The organism is Pseudomonas sp. IPO3774 (assembly GCF_013386835.1).
Classification (GTDB): domain Bacteria; phylum Pseudomonadota; class Gammaproteobacteria; order Pseudomonadales; family Pseudomonadaceae; genus Aquipseudomonas.
Genome location: NZ_JACAQY010000005.1, coordinates 83764 through 99647 on the forward strand (window position 1 = coordinate 83764; position 15884 = coordinate 99647).

General features: G+C 63.0%; 15 protein-coding genes. 8 read left to right on the forward strand and 7 right to left on the reverse strand.

Annotation, left to right across the window (positions count from 1 at the left end):
• Window positions 1–61 precede the first annotated feature (61 nt).
• The 3 genes from HYE77_RS02065 (at window position 62) to HYE77_RS02075 (ending at window position 3729) form a co-directional block, all read left to right on the forward strand.
• The gene (locus tag HYE77_RS02065) at window positions 62–940 is read left to right on the forward strand and encodes an SMP-30/gluconolactonase/LRE family protein (protein WP_003211906.1); all 879 of its coding nucleotides are present in this window, start codon (window positions 62–64) and stop codon (window positions 938–940) included.
• Between the two features lie 75 nt (window positions 941–1015).
• Entirely contained in the window at window positions 1016–2338 is a 1323-nt protein-coding gene (locus HYE77_RS02070; RefSeq protein WP_177068342.1) for an MFS transporter, read from the forward strand.
• Between the two features lie 59 nt (window positions 2339–2397).
• A complete protein-coding gene (locus HYE77_RS02075; protein WP_087692587.1) occupies window positions 2398–3729 on the forward strand; it encodes an MFS transporter in 1332 nt (443 codons plus the stop codon).
• Here the strand turns inward: HYE77_RS02075 and HYE77_RS02080 are convergent.
• The gene (locus HYE77_RS02080) at window positions 3684–3929 is read right to left on the reverse strand and encodes a hypothetical protein (protein ID WP_023659101.1); all 246 of its coding nucleotides are present in this window, start codon (window positions 3927–3929) and stop codon (window positions 3684–3686) included. The two genes, HYE77_RS02075 and HYE77_RS02080, sit on opposite strands and share 46 nt — an antisense overlap.
• 61 nt (window positions 3930–3990) lie before the next feature.
• On the opposite strand from HYE77_RS02080, the gene HYE77_RS02085 reads away from it, so the two are divergent.
• The 3 genes from HYE77_RS02085 to HYE77_RS02095 all read left to right on the forward strand — a co-directional run bounded on the left by HYE77_RS02085 (window position 3991) and on the right by HYE77_RS02095 (window position 6573).
• On the forward strand, window positions 3991–4926 hold the full coding sequence (locus HYE77_RS02085) for a LysR substrate-binding domain-containing protein (RefSeq protein ID WP_087692586.1): 936 nt from the start codon (window positions 3991–3993) through the stop codon (window positions 4924–4926).
• Between the two features lie 26 nt (window positions 4927–4952).
• The gene (locus tag HYE77_RS02090) at window positions 4953–6140 is read left to right on the forward strand and encodes a low temperature requirement protein A (RefSeq protein WP_102604246.1); all 1188 of its coding nucleotides are present in this window, start codon (window positions 4953–4955) and stop codon (window positions 6138–6140) included.
• A 70-nt stretch (window positions 6141–6210) separates the two neighbouring features.
• Window positions 6211–6573, forward strand: a complete 363-nt coding sequence (locus tag HYE77_RS02095; RefSeq protein ID WP_087692584.1) for a 5-carboxymethyl-2-hydroxymuconate Delta-isomerase — start codon at window positions 6211–6213, stop codon at window positions 6571–6573.
• A gap of 110 nt (window positions 6574–6683) precedes the next feature.
• Here HYE77_RS02095 and HYE77_RS02100 read toward each other — a convergent pair whose 3' ends face one another.
• The 4 genes from HYE77_RS02100 to HYE77_RS02115 form a co-directional block, all read right to left on the reverse strand.
• Complete coding sequence (locus tag HYE77_RS02100) at window positions 6684–7619, reverse strand: LysR family transcriptional regulator (RefSeq protein WP_023659100.1); 936 nt, start codon at window positions 7617–7619, stop codon at window positions 6684–6686.
• Between the two features lie 137 nt (window positions 7620–7756).
• Window positions 7757–8944 carry a cyanate transporter gene (locus tag HYE77_RS02105; protein ID WP_087692582.1) on the reverse strand — a complete coding sequence of 396 codons (1188 nt, stop codon included), beginning with the start codon at window positions 8942–8944 and terminating at the stop codon, window positions 7757–7759.
• Between the two features lie 231 nt (window positions 8945–9175).
• On the reverse strand, window positions 9176–10618 hold the full coding sequence (locus tag HYE77_RS02110) for an aldehyde dehydrogenase family protein (protein WP_177068343.1): 1443 nt from the start codon (window positions 10616–10618) through the stop codon (window positions 9176–9178).
• On the reverse strand, window positions 10615–12240 hold the full coding sequence (locus HYE77_RS02115; protein WP_177068344.1) for a 5-guanidino-2-oxopentanoate decarboxylase: 1626 nt from the start codon (window positions 12238–12240) through the stop codon (window positions 10615–10617). The genes HYE77_RS02110 and HYE77_RS02115 overlap by 4 nt, the downstream gene beginning before the upstream one ends.
• 111 nt (window positions 12241–12351) lie before the next feature.
• Between HYE77_RS02115 and HYE77_RS02120 the strand changes: the two genes are divergently transcribed.
• Complete coding sequence (locus HYE77_RS02120; RefSeq protein WP_177068345.1) at window positions 12352–13230, forward strand: LysR substrate-binding domain-containing protein; 879 nt, start codon at window positions 12352–12354, stop codon at window positions 13228–13230.
• A gap of 118 nt (window positions 13231–13348) precedes the next feature.
• Here HYE77_RS02120 and HYE77_RS02125 read toward each other — a convergent pair whose 3' ends face one another.
• Both HYE77_RS02125 and HYE77_RS02130 read right to left on the reverse strand, forming a co-directional pair.
• The gene (locus HYE77_RS02125) at window positions 13349–13963 is read right to left on the reverse strand and encodes an NAD(P)-dependent oxidoreductase (protein WP_177068346.1); all 615 of its coding nucleotides are present in this window, start codon (window positions 13961–13963) and stop codon (window positions 13349–13351) included.
• A gap of 34 nt (window positions 13964–13997) precedes the next feature.
• Entirely contained in the window at window positions 13998–14870 is an 873-nt protein-coding gene (locus HYE77_RS02130; protein WP_177068347.1) for an MBL fold metallo-hydrolase, read from the reverse strand.
• A gap of 104 nt (window positions 14871–14974) precedes the next feature.
• Between HYE77_RS02130 and HYE77_RS02135 the strand changes: the two genes are divergently transcribed.
• A complete protein-coding gene (locus HYE77_RS02135) occupies window positions 14975–15880 on the forward strand; it encodes a LysR family transcriptional regulator (protein ID WP_003210653.1) in 906 nt (301 codons plus the stop codon).
• Window positions 15881–15884 lie beyond the last annotated feature (4 nt).

Sequence of the window (15884 nt, forward strand, 5' to 3'; positions counted from 1 at the left end):
CCGGCCGCGTCACGGCGCGGCCATGCCCATCCCGCACAACAACAAAAAAGGGGATAACACCATGCGTATCGAAGTGCTTGTGGACGTGAAGACCACCCTGGGCGAAGGCCCGGTGTGGGACGTCGAACAACAACGGTTGTACTGGATCGACAGCGCCGACGGCCGAATCCTGCGCTGCACCGAGGATGGCCGCGAACTGCGGGCCTGGGATGTGGGCCAGAAAATCGGCTCCATGGCCCTGCGCCATAGCGGCGAGCAAGCCATCGTCGCCCTGCAAAACGGCGTGCACCTCCTGGACCTCAACAGCGGCGAACTGGCCCTGGTGATCGACCCGGAACCCGCACTGCCCAACAACCGCCTCAACGACGGCAAGGTCGACCGCCAGGGGCGCTTTGTCTTCGGCTCCATGGACACCCTCGAAGACAGCGCCAGCGCCAAACTCTACCGCCTCGACGCGGACCTGAGCCTGCACACCCTGGACGAAGGCATCATCGTGTCCAACGGCCCCTGCTGGAGCCCGGCGGGCGATACGTTCTACTTTTGCGACACTTGGTCCGGCGAGATCTGGGCCTATGACTACGACCCAGCCAGCGGCGCGGTGAGCAATCGACGCACCTTCGCCAAGGTCGATACCAGCGGCGGTGGCGCTGCCGACGGCTGCACCGTGGATGCCGAAGGCTGCCTGTGGCAGGCGCTGGTCTATGCCGGAAAACTGGTGCGCTACACGCCCGACGGCCAGGTCGACCGAATCATCCAGATGCCGGTGAAAAAGGTCACCAGCCTGACCTTTGGCGGGCCGAACCTGGACACCCTGTTTGTCACCTCCATGGCCAAGCCACCGTTGCCGCGTTTCCCGGCCGACGGTCAGCAGCGCGGGGCGCTTTTTGCGATCACCGGGCTGGGCGTGCAAGGAATAGCCGAGCGACGGTTCGCCAGCTAGCGCGTTTTTTTCAACAAGGCACTTTCCTTTCGCAACCTTGTGTCAGTGCGCGCCCTCGCGCGCCTGGAGAAACCCATGGCAACCTTGAAAAAAGCCTCGCTGCGCAGTATTCACCGGCACTCCTGGGTGTCGCTGCTGGTGTGCTGGATGATCTGGATCCTCAACGCCTACGACCGTGAGATCGTGCTGCGCCTGGGGCCGACCATCTCCAAGCATTTCGATTTGTCGGCCGACCAGTGGGGCACGATGGCCACGGTGATCATGCTGGCCCTGGCGCTGCTGGATATTCCCGGCTCCATGTGGAGTGACCGCTACGGCGGTGGCTGGAAACGTGCGCGGTTCCAGGTGCCGCTGGTGCTGGGCTACACGGCTATTTCGTTCCTCTCCGGGTTCAAGGCCCTGAGCGGCAACCTCGCGACCTTTATCGCGCTGCGGGTTGGCGTCAACCTCGGCGCAGGCTGGGGCGAGCCGGTGGGCGTGAGCAACACCGCCGAATGGTGGCCGGTGGAGCGTCGTGGTTTTGCCCTTGGCGCGCACCACACCGGTTACCCGATCGGCGCCATGCTCAGTGGCATCGTCGCCAGCTTTGTCATCAGCACCTTCGGTGAAGACAACTGGCGCTACGTGTTCTTCTTCGCGTTCGTGGTGGCGTTGCCGCTGATGATTTTCTGGGCGCGCTATTCCACCGCCGAACGCATCACCGCGCTGTACGTCGACATCGCCGCCAAGGGCATGACCCCGCCGGACAACGCACCGGCCAGCCAAGTGAAGGGCCACGCCTGGCGCACCTTTATCGCCACGTTGCGCAACCGCAATATCGCCCTGACGGCGGGTAATACGATGCTGACCCAAGTCGTGTACATGGGCGTCAACATCGTGCTGCCGGCCTACCTGTACAACATCGCCGGGCTGTCCCTGGCCGAGTCGGCGGGGATGAGCGTGGTGTTCACCTTGACCGGGATTCTCGGGCAACTGGTGTGGCCGTCGCTGTCGGACATCATTGGCCGGCGCGTCACCCTGATCATCTGCGGGGTGTGGATGGCCGCCAGTGTCGGTGCGTTCTACTTCGCCAACACCCTGACCCTGATCATCGTCGTGCAACTGCTGTTCGGCCTGGTGGCCAACGCAGTGTGGCCGATCTACTACGCGGTGGCCTGCGACTCGGCCGAGCCGTCGGCGACCTCCACCGCCAACGGCATCATCACCACCGCGATGTTTATCGGTGGCGGCCTGGCGCCGGTGCTGATGGGCAGCCTGATTGCCATGGGCGGCGGCTGGACCACCTTGCACGGCTACACGGTGTGCTTCTTCGTGATGGCCGGCTGTGCCCTGGGCGGGGCGCTGCTGCAATTGTTTTCCCATCGCCCGTCGGCGCTGGTTGCGCAACTCGAACCCTAGAACAACACCGATGCGTCCCCCAGCCGTTGCGCTGGCGGGGCGCCAAGAGGAATTGCCCGATGAAGACTGCCAACACCGCCCGTGAACCACGGGAGTTGAACAAACTGATGTTCGTCAAGCTGATGCCCTTGCTGATCATCGCCTACGTGCTGAGCTTCCTGGACCGCACCAACATCGCCTTGGCCAAGCACCATCTTGACGTTGACCTGGGGATTTCAGCAGCGGCCTATGGCCTGGGCGCCGGGCTGTTTTTCCTGACCTATGCGCTGTCGGAAATCCCCAGCAACCTGATCATGCACAAGGTCGGCGCGCGGTTCTGGATCGCCCGGATCATGGTGACCTGGGGCCTGATTTCGGCGGCCATGGCGTTCGTCCAGGGTGAGACCTCGTTCTATATCCTGCGCCTGCTGCTGGGCATTGCCGAAGCCGGCCTGTTTCCCGGGGTGATGCTGTACCTCACCTACTGGTTCAACCGCGAGCAACGGGCGCGGGCTACCGGGTATTTCCTGCTCGGCGTGTGTTTTGCCAACATCATCGGTGGCCCGGTGGGCGCGGCGTTGATGCGCATGGACGGGCTGCTCGGCTGGCACGGCTGGCAGTGGATGTTCCTGCTCGAAGGGCTGCCGGCAGTCGCGTTTGCCTGGGTGGTGTGGTGCAAGTTGCCGGACCGTCCGAGCAAGGCGCCATGGCTCTCGGCCGCAGAGGCGCGCGGGATTGAACAGCGCATCGCGATGGAGACCGAAGAGGGCGCAGGCGAGGGCGGGCATTCCCTGAAGAACTGGCTGACACCGCAGATCCTGCTGGCGATCTTTGTGTATTTTTGCCATCAGATCACCATCTACACCGTGATCTTTTTCCTGCCGAGCATCATCAGCAAATACGGTGAATTGAGCACCATGAGCGTCGGCTTGCTGACCTCATTGCCGTGGATTGCCGCAGCGGCCGGCGCTGTGTTGCTGCCGCGCTTTGCGACCACGCCCACCCGTGCCCGGCGGCTGTTGATTACCGGTTTGCTGACCATGGCGTTGGGGCTGGGGATTGCCTCGGTGTCGGGGCCGGTGTTCAGCCTGCTGGGCTTTTGTGTGTCGGCGGTGATGTTCTTTGTGGTGCAGTCGATCATCTTTCTCTACCCGGCCTCGCGCCTCAAGGGCGTGGCGCTGGCGGGCGGGCTGGGGTTCGTCAATGCCTGCGGATTGCTCGGCGGGTTTGTCGGGCCGTCGGTGATGGGCGCGATCGAGATGAGCACCGGCAATGCCACGAATGGCTTGAAAGTGATTGCCGTGGTGCTGGTGGTGGCCGCGTTGGCCGCCTTGCGTTTGCGTCAGGGGCAGGAGCAGGAGCCCGGTCACACCAGCAACGAGGTAGGGAACCCCGAAGCCAGCACCAGGTAAGCCACGACTGCCGCCAGGCACAAACCGACAAATACCCGTAACAGTGTCCTGGCGGTGGGATGAGCGATGAATTTGATGGCCCAGAGCAAAATCCCGGCAACCAGGACGCTCAAGGCAGAAATGACCAGCACGATGGTGTTCTCGCAAGCCTTGGAAGCTGCTTTATAGTCCCAAAGGCCCGTGTTGAACAGTGTGCGCATAGACGCAGGGCCCCGGGTGTTTCTAAACTGCGACTTATCCAGGGCAGTGGGGCGGTCGCCGATGAATCGCAATGAATTACGCAAGGCCGATATCAATTTGATGGTGGTCTTTGAAACCTTGATGCTCGAACGCAACGTGACCCGGGTGGCGGAGAAGCTGTTTCTCGGGCAACCCACCATCAGTTCGGCCCTCAACCGCCTGCGTACGTTGTTCAATGACCCGCTGTTCATCCGTGTCGGCCATCGGATGGAACCTACCGCGCGGGCCGAGGAAATCATCAAGCACCTGTCGCCGGCCCTCGACTCCTTGTCGTCGGCCCTGAGCCTGACCCACGATTTCGACCCGTCCATCAGCACCATGACCTTTCGCATCGGCCTGTCCGATGACGTCGAGTTCGGCCTGCTGCCGCCGCTGCTGCGCGCCTTGCGCCAGGAAGCGCCGCAGGTGGTGTTCGTGGTGCAGCATGTGGATTACTGGCGCATCCCGGACCTGCTGGGTTCCGGGGATATCACCGTCGGCATCACCCAGACCCGCGGCCTGCCGGCCAATGCCAAGCGCAAATTATTGCGGCATATCCGCCCGTGCCTGCTGCGGGCGGACGCCTCGGACAAACCCCTGACCCTCGACGAATATTGCGCACGGCCCCATGTGCTGGTGTCCCACACCGCCAACGTGTCCGGGTTTGCCGATGAGTGGCTGGCGGAAATCGGTCGCAAGCGCCACGTGGTGCTCTCGGTGCCGCAATACAGCGCATTGCCGGCGCTGCTCGCAGGCACCGACATGATCGCCAGCCTGCCGGATTACACCGCCCAGGCCATGGCCGCCGGGGGCAATCTGTTCTGTGAACCGTTCCCGTTCGAAACCCCGACCCTGGATTTGTCGATGGTCTGGCTCAGCCACGTTGACACCGATCCGGCGGAGCGCTGGATGCGTTCGCGGCTGGAGGCGTTCATGAGCGAGCGGGACATGCTGCCGGTGGTCGCATCCAAATCTTGAGATAAAACCTTCAGGGAGATCCAGGCATGGCCCTATCCCGTTCCTTGCTGCGTGGGCGCGGCAGTCATGACAGCGGCAAGGTTGGCATGGTCGAGCTGTTTTTCGACCTGGTGTTCGTGTTTGCCGTGACCCAGTTGTCCCATTCGCTGCTCGCCCACTTGTCCATCGGCGGTGCCGTGCAGGTGGCGTTGATGATGGTCGCGGTGTGGTGGGTGTGGATCTTCACTTCGTGGGTCACCAACTGGCTGGACCCGGAAAAAATCCCGATCCGCATCGGCCTGTTCGGTTTGATGGTGGCGGGCCTGTTGCTGTCCTCGTCGATCCCCAAGGCGTTTACCGATCGCGGGCTGTTGTTCGCCGGCGCCTATGTGTTCATGCAGGTAGGACGCACGCTGTTTGCGTTGTGGGCGGTGCGCGGCGAGTCGCTGAACATGACCCGCAATTTCCAGCGGATTCTGGCGTGGATGCTGTTTTCCGGGGTGTTCTGGATCACCGGTGCGCTGCTCGAAGGCGAGCAGCGTTTAGCCTTCTGGGCCCTGGCGCTGTTGATCGAGTTGATTTCCCCGTCGGTGTATTTCTGGGTGCCCGGGCTTGGGCCCTCGACGCTTGCGGACTGGAATGTGGAAGGCAACCACATGGCCGAACGCTGCGGCCTGTTTGTGATCATCGCCTTGGGTGAGTCGTTGCTGGTGACCGGCGCGACCTTCGCCGAGCTGCCCTGGAGCGTGGACGGGCTGGCGGCATTCCTGGTGGCAGTGGTGGGCAGTATCGCCCTGTGGTGGATCTATTTCGACAGCGGCGCCGAGCGCGCCCACCATCGCATTGCCAGCTCTGCCGACCCGGGCCGTCAGGCGCGGATCGCCTACACCTACCTGCATGTATTGATCGTCGCCGGGATTATCGTCAGCGCCGTGGCCGACGAACTGGTGCTGGTGCATCCGGGGCATGCCAGCCAGGCAGGCGTGGTGGCGATCATCGCCGGCCCGTGGTTGTTCCTGCTGGGCAGTGCGCTGTTCAAGTGGGTGATGAGCGACCGGCCGTTGCCACCGTTTTCGCACCTGGGCGGCTTGCTGATGCTGCTGGTATTGCTGCCGCTGGGATTGCAGCAGGTGTTTTCGGCGTTGGTACTGGGGGCGTTGACGTCGGCGGTGTTGGTGATCGTGGCGATCTGGGAAAATCGCTCGCTGCACAGCCTGACCGAAGTTTCACACTGAAAGCGGTCTGATTCCGCCCGGCCCCGTGCTATATGTATGACTCTTTTCCTACAACAACTCGGAGCCTTTCATGCCGCATCTGCATCTGGAATACACCGCCAATCTCACAGAGCTGGCCGTTGAGAAAACCTTGTTGCGGCTCAACAACGTGCTGATGGCGTCCGGGCAGTTCGGTTCCGAGTTCGATATCAAAAGCCGCGCGCTGAAGGTGGAGACATTCCAGGTTGGCACGTCCATCAGCCCGCGCGCTTTTATCGCGGTCAAGCTGTCGCTGCTCAGCGGGCGTTCACCGCAGGTCAAGAAGCAATTGTCGGAAAGCCTGTTGGCGGCGCTGCAGGACCTGGGCGAATGGCCGGCGGATTTGCAGGTTCAGCTCAGCGTCCTGCTGGTAGACATGGATCGCGATTCCTACAGCAAAGTCACCATCGGCTAACTACTTTAGGAGCGAGCTTGCTCGCGAAAAACTAACAGACGACGCGGGGATCCTGAATGCCCGTGTCATCGTTAACGTTCTTCGCGAGCAAGCTCGCTCCTACAAAAAAGTTATAGCAACCCCTGATCCGCACACACCTTCACCACCTGCTCCCTGAACCACGTGTTGGCGCTGTCCTGCGCGCTGTGTTCATTCCACTGCATATCCAGGGTAAACCCCGGCAAACCGTTCGGCGCTTCGCAATGGCCGAACACGGTCGTGTCTGCCAGCAGCTTCAGCACTCGACGGGGCAAGGTGACGATAAAGTCAGTGCCGGTGATCATCTTCAGCGCCGCGCTGTAGCTGTTGGCGCGGGCGATCACCTGGCGTTTGTGGGACTGGCGCGCCAGCCAGCCGTCGATCATGTTGGTGTCGGAACTCCAGGGCGTCGGAAACACATGGCGCCGGGCGACGAAGGATTGCAGGCTGAACGCCGGTTCCCGGGGCGCCGAGTGTTTGTCGAACACGCACACCAGGTCGTCCTCCAGCAGCATCTGGGTCTTGATGTCCTTGTGCTCGCGATGAAAGTGCGGCCCGAAGCAAATCACCAGGTCCAGACGCCCGTCGCGCAAGGCGTCGGCCGGGACCTCGGTTTCGAGCTTCTGCACGTTGACGATCACCGGCAGGTCGGCGCGGTCGAAGTTTTTCAGCAGGCGCGGCAGGATCAACTGTTCGAAGTATTCGGGGGCGCAGACGTTGAAGGTCACAGCCTTCTGGGTGGGGTCGAACGTTTGGCTGCCGGCATGGCACAGGTTGATGCTTTCGAGGATTTTCTGCACATGCCCGTACATGGTGGCGGCTTTGTACGTAGGACGCATGCCCGCCCGGGTGTTGATAAACAACTCGTCTTCGAAGCTGGTGCGCAGCTTCTTCAGGCTGTAGCTCACGGTGGACTGGCTGACGAACAGGGTTTCGGAAACCTCGGTGACGCTGCTTTGGTCGTAAACAGCGACAAACACCATCAGGTCCTGCATATCGAGCTTTCTAAGCAAGTTGCTGTTTAGCATCCGTTCCGTCCGCAAGCGCTTTGTACCGAAATCGGTACAAGACAATACAAAATGTTAACGGAACGCTCGTACCAATAGAAAGCTCTGTCGGACCTTTCTCTGTTTGAGGTGGGACAAATAATGTTTACAACACGACCTCAGCGAATATGCCGCGCGTAATGCCGGGGATCGAAGCGCAGTACGATCAGCAGCATCACCACCACCACGGCCGTCAGTGACCACCAGGCCCACTCGAAGCTGCCCAGCTGGTCGCGGATCATCCCGGCAATCAACGGCGACAACCCGGCGATCAGGTAGCCGATGCCCTGCACAAAGGCCGTCAGGCCACCGGCGCGGCGCGGGTTGTCGAGGTGGTCGAGGGACAGGATCAGGCTCATCGGAAACAAGCCGCCAATCCCCAGGCCGAGCAAACACGGCCACAGCAGGCTCAGGTATTGCGGGCTCAGGATCAGCCCGCAGAAGCCGGCGATGATCAGCACCAGCAGCACCGCGACCACACCCCGCTTGTCCCTCCGGCGGTTGGCGATGGCCGGGGTAATCAGGCCGGAGACCACTTCCATGGCCGTCAAAAAGCCCAGCAACAGGCCGGCGTTCTGTTCACTCCAGCCTTGTTCCACGTAGTACGGCGCCAGCCAGGCCAGCACGCAGGTGTAGGACGCGGTACCGAGGCCGAAGAAAATCGCCAGCAACCAGGCCCTGCGATTGCCGAAGAATGACGCCTGCGGGCCTGCGCCGGCTTGCGGCAGCGGCGGCAGCACCGAGCGTTGGGCGTACCAGAACACCAGCGCCAATACCGCGAGAACCGCCCAGATGGCCAGGCCGATGCGCCAGCTGCCGGTTTGCACCTGGATAAACGGCGAGAACGAAGCGGCGAGGGCCGCGCCGCCCATGATCGCGGTGACGTACAGGCCCATGAACAGGGAAACGTTGTCGCTGAAGCGCGACTTGATCAAGGCGGGCATCAACGCCTGGATCATCGCGATCCCCACACCGGCCGCGATGGCGCTGAGGATCAGCTCAACCGCCGAGTCCAGGAACAACCGGGAGACGGTGGCCAGGCCGATCACCACCAGCGACAGCACAATGCTGCGATGCTCGCCGAAGCGTTTGGCCACGCCCATGCCAAAAAACATCGCCAGGCCCATGGCCATGACCGGCAGCATGGTCAGCAGGGAGGCCGTGCTGAAACTCAGGGCCACATCGGCGCGAATCGACGACAACAACGGGCCGACGGCGGCCATCGACGGGCGCAGGTTGAGGGCAACCAGCACAACGCTGATCATCAGCCAAACGGCGGTGGCGGGTTTTGCGCGGACGTTTTCCATGGGCAGGCCTTGAACTGACAAGGGCAGTATTAGGCCGGGCGTGGGGGAGGGCGGCAAATGAGAAAGTCGTTGGGGCTATTGAAAAAATGCATCTGCTGACACGGCACAAATCAACAGGTAGGAGCTGGCTTGCCTGCGATAGCGGTGGGTCAGGCAACACATCTGTGTCTGATAGACCGCAATCGCAGGCAAGCCAGCTCCCACAGGGAACAGTGGTGCTCTTGAGTGTTTCTACACCGCCCGGATCACATGCTTGATCTCCTGAAACGCCTGCAACCCCCAAGGCCCCAGTTCGCGGCCAATGCTGCTCTGCTTGTAACCACCCCACGCCGTTTGCGGGAAGATCACCTGCGGCGCATTGATCCACACCAAACCCACCTGCAAAGCATTGGCCACTCGCTCAGCCGCTTCCAGGTTGCTGCTCAGCACGCTCGCGACCAGGCCAAACTCACTGTCATTGGCCAGCGCCACCGCCTCGGCGTCATTGGCAAAACTGCGCACGCACAGCACCGGGCCGAAGATCTCCTCGTTCCACAACGCGCTGTCCAACGGCACTTCAGTGAAGACCGTCGGGCGAATGAAATACCCATGAGGCAAATCCGCCGGGCGCCCGCCGCCACACAGCAGCTTCGCGCCGGCTTGCAGGCCACGTTCGATATGCCCCAGCACCCGCTGGTACTGCGCACGGTTGACCAATGCGCCCATTTCCACGTCTTCGGCAAACGGGTCCGCCACGCGAATGCTCTCGGCCCTGGCCTGCAAGCGGGTGAGAAACTCGTCCGCCAGTTCGTCGGCCACCAACACCCGGCTGGTGGCGGAACACATCTGCCCGGCGTTGAAGAAACCACCGCCGCAGGCCAGTTCCACGGCCAGGTCGAGGTCGGCGTCCGCCAGCACCAGCAACGCGGATTTGCCGCCCAGTTCCAGGCTCACACCCTTGACCGTTTCGGCGGCGCGCTGCATCACCTGCACGCCCACGGCATTGCTGCCGGTGAAGGAAATTTTCGCGATCCGTGGGTCAGCCGCCATCGGCGCGCCCACCGCCAGGCCAGTGCCGCAGACCAGGTTGAACACACCGGCAGGCAAGCCCACCGAGGCGATGATCCGGGCCAGTTCCAGCTCTGCCAGCGGCGTCACTTCCGAAGGCTTGAGCACCACGCAGCAACCGGCCGCCAGCGCGGGGGCGAGTTTCCAGGCGGTGGTCACCATCGGGAAATTCCACGGCACGATCAGGCCCACCACGCCGCAGGGTTCACGGCGTACACGGGCGCTGAAATCCTCAGTGGGCAGTACCACCGGACGGTCCTGGGTGGCGTCCATTTCGTCGGCCAGGTTCGCGTAATAGGCAAAGGTGGCGATCACGTCATCCACATCGATGCCGGCTTCAAACAGCGGCTTGCCGTTGTTGCTCGATTGCAGTTGCATCAGGTGTTCACGCTCTGCGCTCACACCCTCGGCGATCTTGCGCAACAGCGCGGCGCGGTCGCGGCCGGTGCTTTTCGACCAGTCCGGGAAGGCCGCGCTGGCGGCGCCGATGGCCTCAGTCACCGCGCCTGCATCACCCACGCTCACTTGGGCCAGGGTGGCCTCGGTGGCCGGGTTGATCACGTCCAGCACGTCATGGCCGGCACGCCACGCGCCATTGATAAACAGCCCATTCAATACCGCGCTCATACCGCCACCTCCTTCATCCAAAGCCCCTGGTCGATTTCAATCAGCGTCGGGCCCTGGCGATCAGTCGCGGCACGCAAGGCGCTGCGTAATTCCTCAACACCCTGGACGCGCTGGGCAGCAGCGCCGAGGGCCTTGGCCACGCCGATAAAGTCCGGGGTGTAGATGTCCACGCCCACCGGTTCGATGGCGCGGTTGACCATGTATTTCTTGATCTCCTCATAGCCCTGGTTATTCCACAGCAGCACGATCACCGGCGTGCGCGCTTCCACGGCGCTGGCCAGTTCCGGCAGGGTGAATTGCAGGCCGCCGTCGCCGATCAGGCACACCACCGGCGCACCGTTGCCGCGCCCCAGCCACGCACCGATGGCCGCCGGCAAGGCGTAGCCGAGGGTGCCGTAGCCGGTGGAGGAGTTGAACCAGCGGCGCGGCTGGTCGAGGTTCAGGGTCAGGTTGCCGGTATACACCGGTTGGGTGGAGTCGCCCACCAGTACGGCGTCGGGCAGTTCGTCCAGGACGGTGTTGAGGAACAGGGTTTGCGCGCGGGTGGCGGCGTCCCAGGTGGGTTCCAGTTCGCTCCACAGGCGGGCGACGCGGTGGGCGCCCCAGTTGCTGTCGCGGACGGCCAGGGGTTTGTTGCCCAGCTCGGCAAGCAGTGCCTGCGCAGCGATTTGCGCGTCGGCTACCAGCGCGACTTGCGGCGGGTAATTGCGCACGGTCTGGTCGGAATCGATGTCGATGCGCAGCAGGGCGCCGGGAATGTCGAAGCCGCCGGCGAAGGTCACGTCGTAGTCGGTTTCCGCCAGCTCGGTGCCGATCGCCAGCACCACGTCTGCCTCGGCCACCAGCGCGCGGGTGGCGACCAGGGTTTGGGTCGAGCCGATCAGCAGCGGGTGGTTGGCGGCCAGCATGCCCTTGGCGTTGATGGTCAGCGCCACCGGCGCGCCGAGGGTTTCGGCCAGCTGCGTCAACTCGGGGGCTGCGTCGATGGCGCCACCACCGGCGAGAATCAGCGGGCGTTTTGCCGCCGCCAGCAACTGGCTCATCTGCTTGACCGCCGACGGCGCAGCGCCAGCGCGGGAAACGCTGACCGGTTCACTGCCGAGCAACGCGTCGGCGTTTTCCACCAGCACGTCCAGCGGGATTTCGATGTGCACCGGGCGCGGTCGTCCGGCCTGGAACAGCGCAAATGCCCGGGCCAGTACACCGGGCAACTCGGCCGCCGACATCAAGGTATGGGAGAACGCCGCCACGCCCGCGATCATCGCGTTCTGGTTCGGCAGCTCGTGCAGCTTGCCGCGCCCGCCGCCCAGCTGGCTGCGGGACTGCACGCTGGAGATCACCAGCATCGGGATCGAGTCGGCGTAGGCCTGGCCCATGGCGGTGGTGATGTTGGTCATGCCGGGGCCGGTGATGATGAAGCACACGCCGGGCTTGCCGCTGGTGCGCGCATAGCCGTCGGCCATGAAGCCGGCGCCCTGTTCGTGGCGCGGGGTGACGTGGCGGATGCTCGAGCGCGCCAGGCCCCGGTAGAGTTCCACGGTGTGCACGCCGGGGATGCCAAACACCTGGTCCACGCCGTAGCCTTCCAGCAGGTTGACCAATACTTCGCCGCAGGTCGCCATTGTCGTCGCTCTTATTGTTGATAAAGGCCCGTATTGGAACGGCTGGCCCGTAGCGGCAACAATCGATAAAAAGTCATACTAGCCATGTCCTCACGTCATGGCTGCGCCCTTATGAAACGTCTTCCGCCGCTGCCGGCCCTGCACACCTTTTGGGTCACGGCCCAGTGCTGCAACTTCACCCGAGCCGCCGAGCAATTGCACATCACCCAGGGCGCGGTGAGTCGGCAGATCGCCGGGCTGGAAAGTCATCTGGGCTATGCGCTGTTCCAGCGCCAGGCTCGTGGCTTGAGCCTCACCGAAGAGGGCCGCGAATGGTCACTGCGGGCGCAGCAGGTGTTCGGCCTGATCGGCGAGGCGGTTGAGCAGATCGGCACCCGCCGCGAGACCTTGCAGCTCAAGGCCTCCACCTGCGTGATGCGCTGGCTGTTGCCGCGCCTGATGCAGTGGCAGCAGGAACGCCCGGATGTGCCGGTGGAGTTGACCACCACCGTGGCCTACACCGTCGACTTTCGCCGCGAGCAGTTCGATGCCGCGGTGATCTACGCGCCGATTGCCGAGCAGTCGGCCCAGGCCCGGCATCTGTTCGATGAGCGCCTGACACCGGTGTGCGCGCCGGCCTTGCTCGGTGGCTTGCAAACGCCCGCCGATTTGCAGCAACAGGTGTTGTTGCACCCTACGCGGGATGAGCGCGATTGGGCGTTGTGGTTGAAAGCGGCGAATACACGCTTGAGCAATCTGGCCCAGGGGCATCATTTTGAAACCCTGGACCTGGCGATGACGGTGGCGTCCCAAGGCTCGGGCGTGGCGATTGGCGACAGCGCGCTGATTGGCGAGGACCTGAAGGCGGGGCGGTTGGCGACGCCGTTTGAACTACGGGTGCCGACGGGGATGGGGTATTACCTGGTGTACCCGCCGGGCACTGAGCCCTCGGCGGGGTTGGAGCAGCTTATGGATTGGCTGGTGAGCCAGGCACAGTCGCCGTCACAATGAAGATCAAAATGTGGGAGGGGACTTGCTCGCGAAGGCGCCGGGTCAGCCAATCCATCTGTTGACTGACACACCGCATTCGCGAGCAAGCCCGCTCCCACATTTTTAGTGCGCGTCAGCCTTAGTAGCCGACGGTAAACCGCTGGCGTGAATGCTTCGGTGTTTCCACTTCATCAATCAGCGCAATCGCAAAGTCGGCAAAACTGATCCAGCTGCGGCCTTCACTGCTCACCAGCAATTCATCCTGGCCCAGGCGGAATGTGCCGGTGCGTGCGGTCTCCACGAACTCCGCCGAAGGTGACAGGAAGGTCCAGTCCAGGTCTTTTTCCTGGCGCAGGGTATCGAGGAAAACACTGCCGGCGCTGGCTTCGGCTTTGTATTCCTCGGGGAAGCCCGGGCTGTCGATCACTCGGCTGCCGCCCGGCAACAACAGCGAACCGGCACCGCCGACCACCAGCAGGCGCTTCACGCCGGCTTTTTTCACCGGGTTGATCACCGCTTCCGCAGGCAGGGTGGCGAAGTGCGCCGCGCTGATCACCACGTCGTTGCCGCGGATGGCCTGTTCCAGCGCCTGGGCATCCAGCGCATCGACTTGCTTGGCGGTGACGCCAGGGCGCGCGCCGATCTTGTCGGTATTACGTGCGATGGCCGTGACGGTGTGCCCGCGACGCAGCGCTTCTTCCAGCAGTTGGCTACCGGCACGACCGGTGGCACCAATGATTGCGATCTTGCTCATGACGTTCTCCAGTACGGTTAAGGGTTGAATCGACTCACCACTGCATTTCGCCCTTGGCGACTTTGGCGCCCAATTCCAGGGTGCTTTCGTCGCCCAGGTTCGGGTAACGCTTTTTCATCGCCGCGATCAGGGCGGCAGAGTCCTTGGCCTTGGCGGTTTCTTCATCAAACGCCTTGATGTAGTCGGCGGTGAACGCTACGGATTTGAGCGACGGTGTGCCCAGGTAGTGACCTGGGATCACGGTGCGCGGTTTCAAGTCCTGGATACGTTGCAGGGTTGCCAGCCAATCGGTGTGGGACTTCGCGGTCTGTGTGTCGGCCATCCACACATGAATGTTCTCGGAGACCACCACACCACCGACCACTGCCTTGATCGACGGGATCCACACAAAGGTGCGGTCCGGTTGTGCGCCGTCCAGGCCGATCACTTCCAGTTGCTTGCCTTCGAGGGTCAGGCTGTGGCCTTCAAGTACCTGGGGGATGACGGCTTTGGCAGGCTTGTCGGCCCCCAGTTTCGGACCCCAGAACGCCAGTTTGTGTTCAACGGTGGCCTTGATATGGTCCACCACCGGCTGCGGTGCCAGGACTTTGGCCTGGGGGAAGGCGGCGGTCAGGGTATCGAGGCCGAAGTAGTAGTCCGGGTCGCCGTGGCTGATGTAGATGGTAGTCAGGCGCTTGCCGCTGGCGCGGATTTTTTGCACCAGTTGCTCGGCCTGGGTCTTGCCGAATTGGGCGTCCACCAGGATCGCATCTTTGTCGCCGCTGACCAGTACCGAGGTGACCGGCATCATCGCGGTCTCGCCCGGGTTGTAGGCGTCCAGAGTCAAGTCGGCCGCCATGGCGTGCGCGGCGAAGGCCAGGAAGGCGGCGGCCAGGGCCACGCGCTTGAGCGGGGAGAATCCAAACATGTGCAGCTCCAGTCATCGGTAAGGTGTGGACAGAGCTTAGTTGCACCAAACGCTACAAAAAATGCGATGCTTGGACATAGTTTGTTTCTAAAAGCGGGCAAATCATGGATCGTCTTCAAGCAATGCGGGTGTTTGTCGCGGTGGTGGACTTGGGCAGCCAGTCGGCGGCAGCCGACCATCTGGACCTGTCGCGCCCGGTGGTGTCGCGCTACCTGGCGGAGCTGGAAGACTGGGTCGGCGCGCGCCTGATGCACCGCACCACCCGCAAGCTCAGCCTGACCGCCGCCGGCAGCGAAACCCTGCCCCGTTGCCGACAGATGCTGGAGTTGTGCAGCGACATGCAGGCCGCCGTCAGCGAACCCGACGAAGCGCCTCGCGGCCTGCTGCGCCTGAGTGTCAGCACCTCGTTCGGCCAGGCGCAACTGGCCGATGCCATGGCCGAATACGTCAAGCGCTACCCGCTGGTCAACATCGATATGCAGATGCTTGATCGCACGGTGAACCTGGTGGATGAGCGCATCGACCTGGCGATCCGCACCAGCTTCGAACTGGACCCCAACCTGATCGCCCGCCGCCTCACGCTGTGCCGTTCGGTGATCTGCGCATCGCCCGCTTACCTGCTGGAGCATCCGCAGCCGCGGCAGGTACAGGACCTGGCCCGGCACAATTGCCTGACCCACTCCTACTTCGGCAAAAGCCTGTGGCACTTCATGGAGAACGGCGAGCCGGTGTCGGTGCCGGTGCAGGGCAATATCAGCGCCAACGAGGCCAGTACCTTATTGCGGGTGACGCTGGCGGGAGCAGGGGTGTCGCGGCTGCCGAGTTATCAGGCGGGCGACTACATCCGCAGTGGCGAGTTGATCCGCTTGTTGCCCGAGGCCGAGCCGCAGCAGATGAACATCTACGCGGTGTACGCCTCGCGCAAGCATATGCCGGCGGCGCTGCGCAGCCTGCTGGATTTCCTGGTATTGAGGTTTCCGGAAGAGCCGGTGTGGGACGTCGGTCTCTAAGCCT